General features: G+C 37.6%; 3 protein-coding genes. All 3 read left to right on the plus strand.

Annotated features, from left to right (window positions below):
* Positions 1-2 precede the first annotated feature (2 nt).
* Positions 3-407 (plus strand): Het-E N-terminal domain-containing protein, encoded by a 405-nt coding sequence (locus PX481_RS13810; RefSeq protein WP_288094767.1) that lies wholly within the window; start codon positions 3-5, stop codon positions 405-407.
* Positions 408-433: 26 nt separating this feature from the next.
* Complete coding sequence (locus tag PX481_RS13815) at positions 434-796, plus strand: coiled-coil domain-containing protein (RefSeq protein ID WP_002763821.1); 363 nt, start codon at positions 434-436, stop codon at positions 794-796.
* 65 nt (positions 797-861) lie between these two features.
* Positions 862-2976 (plus strand): WD40 repeat domain-containing protein (locus PX481_RS13820; RefSeq protein ID WP_288094769.1); only part of this gene is annotated, 2115 nt, incomplete at its 3' end.

A 2976-nucleotide genomic window follows, 5' to 3' on the forward strand; every position in this document is an offset into this window, starting at 1 on the left:
TAATTCTCGCTGCGTTGGCTGCTGGTGCGGCGGCTGCTGCTAAGGATACGGCAGGAACAGCCGTTAAGGATGCTTATGAGGGTTTAAAAGCGTTGATTAAGAAGAAATTTGCAGAAAAAGGGAAAACAGATGATAGTGATATCGTCGATAAACATGAGAAAAAACCAGATTCAGAGGGGGTAAAAACACTGCTCAAAGAAGAGTTACTTGAAGCAAAAATTGATAGAGATGCAGAGGTTATTAAGACAGCAGAAGAATTACTTAAGCAATTAAAACCTGAAGAATTTGCCGCAGGTAAGTATAATATTAATGTTGGTGATGATATTAAAGGAATGGTGGGAGATGGTACTTTGAAGGGAATTGCAGGAGATATTAGTGGTGTAAATATTAGTCAGAACATTAATTAGTTGAGGATTATTTAGGAGGGAAATTTATGTCAATTACTGTTGAGGTAGAACTTAAAGATTTTCTAATTCAAATCAATCAAAAGTTAGATAATCTTCAAAAAGATGTTACTGATATTAAGATTGAACTTAGTGAAGTTAAAGGTGAAATTAAGCGTCTGGAGGAAAAAATCGATGGTGTCGAGAAGCGTCTGGAGGAAAAAATTGATGGTGTCGAGAAGCGTCTGGAGGAAAAAATTGATGGTGTCGAGAAGCGTCTAGAGGGAAAAATTGATGGATTGGAAAAGCGCTTAGAGAATCAAGAGTTTGTCAGTCGAGGGATTTTAGTCGCTTTAATTGTAACGATTTTAGGCGGTTTGGCTAAATTGTTTGGTTTAGTAGGAAGTCCTTAAAGAGTGCTAATTCTAAAACTGCAATTTAAAGTTAACTTGAAAAGAATAATTTTGGGGTAGCAAAAATGACTGATAAAAGTTATTATTCAGAAATAGGTGGTGATGTTAAAGGTCTTATTGGTGATGGTGAATTTAAGGGAATTGCAGGTGATATTAGTGGCGGTGTAATCAATCAATATATTATCACCCAAAAGTCAGGAGTTGAGATTCAGGCTCAAACTTTAATTACGGGTTCACCTTATTTGGGTTTAAGGAAGTTTGAAGTAGATGATAAGGATAGGTTTTTTGGGCGAGATAATTGGATTGTTGAGTTAACCGATTATTTAAAGCAAAAGAATGTTTTATTGCTTTTAGGTGCGTCGGGAAGTGGTAAGTCTTCTCTCGTGCAAGCGGGTTTAATTCCTAAGTTAAAGGATAATTTTGGCGCAAATAGATTGGTTAATTTAACTTTTGTTCCTGATGTTAATCCCTTTGAGTCTTTTTATTGTCTTTTAAGGAATAGATATACACAATCCGAAGCACAATTAGCACAAGCTGTTAAGGAAGATACTTTAATTAAGGTGGTTGAAGGATTAAAAAATAATTCTGATTTATGGTTTATTTTTATTGACCAATTTGAGGAATTATTTACTCGTACACCGAAGACGGAAAGAGATATTTTCATTAAAAGTTTGATTAAATTAATTGAAAATAATAATAGTTTAGTTAAAATTGTGATGACGATGAGGGCGGATTTTTTAGATAAATTAAGTCCTTATCCCAGTTTAGGAAAAATCCATGATCAGTATAGCAAGATGTTAACGGATATGGATGAAAGTCAGTTAAGATTAGCTATTGCTGAACCGGCGGCGAGAAATGGGGTAATTTTTGAACAGGGATTAATTAATCAAATTATTGCCGATTTTTATGAACAGGCTGGCTCTTTACCTCTGTTACAATATACGTTAGATTTATTGTGGGAAAAAAATCATATTCAAGAGCGGGTTTTAAATATTAAGATTTATCAAGAGATTGGTGGGGTAACGGGTGCGCTAGAAAAACAAGCGGATAAAATTTATAGTAAATTTGATGAACAGCAACGGAAAGCAGCAGAGGAAATTTTTCTAGAGTTAATTAGTTTAGAAGGGGAAAAAGCGGTTAGCAGAAGGGCGGATAAATCGAGTTTTGAACAGGAGGAAATGCAAAAGGAGGTTCTCTATCAATTGATAGATAATCGTCTTTTGGTGAGTAAGGGAGAAGACGGGAAGGCGACGGTTGAGGTGGCGCATGAGGCGTTAATTCGTTCTTGGAAAGTGTTACAGGATTTAATTAGGGAAAAGGAGGAGATAATTGTTCTGAGAAGTCGTTTATATGCTGATGCAAAACAGTGGGATGATTTACAGAAGCAAGATGCAGTAAAAGCGAGTAGTGAGCTTTGGGGAGGTTCTAAGTTAGCTAAAATTGTTGAGTTTCAAAAGAATAATTCTCTGCCTAATTTAGATACTGTGGCGATAGAGTTTATTAAGGCGAGTATTAGTCAAGCAGAACGACAAAAAAATGAAAAAATTAGAACAGCGCGAAGGATTGCGGCGGTTTCTTTGGTGGCGGTGGTGATTAGTACGGGATTGGGTTGGATGGCTTGGAATAAGACAAAAGAAGCCGAATATAATCAAGCTGAGTCTCTTGGTAGATATTCCTTATCTCTATTGAATGAACATAAAAACTTGGAGGCTTTCGTTGAAGCGATTAAAGCGGGAAAAATTCTACAAAAGCAGCAGACGTACAACAAGGAGGTGACTAATGCCTTACAGGAACTTCTCAACCGCAAAAGTGAACGCAATCACTTAGAGGGGCATGATAGCGCTGTCACAAGCGTTAATTTTAGTCCCGACGGCAAGACTTTGGTGAGCGGTAGTGATGACAAGACTATCAAACTCTGGAATGTAGAAACAGGCCAAAAACTCCACACCCTCAAGGGGCATGATGGCACTGTCTATAGCGTTAATTTTAGTCCCGACGGCAAGACATTGGTAAGCGGTAGTGATGACGGGACTATCATACTCTGGGATGTAGAAACAGGCAAGGAAATCCGCACCCTCAAAGGGCATGATGGCTCTGTCTATAGCGTTAATTTTAGTCCTGACGGCAAGACTTTGGTAAGCGGTAGTGATGACGGGACTATCATACTCTGGGATGTAGAA

It is taken from the genome of Microcystis sp. M53603_WE2 (assembly GCF_030065435.1).

Bases quoted from the DNA above. Each gene is read 5' to 3' on its own strand.
- PX481_RS13815 (WP_002763821.1), top strand. From the start codon at position 434: ATGTCAATTACTGTTGAGGTAGAACTTAAAGATTTTCTAATTCAAATC.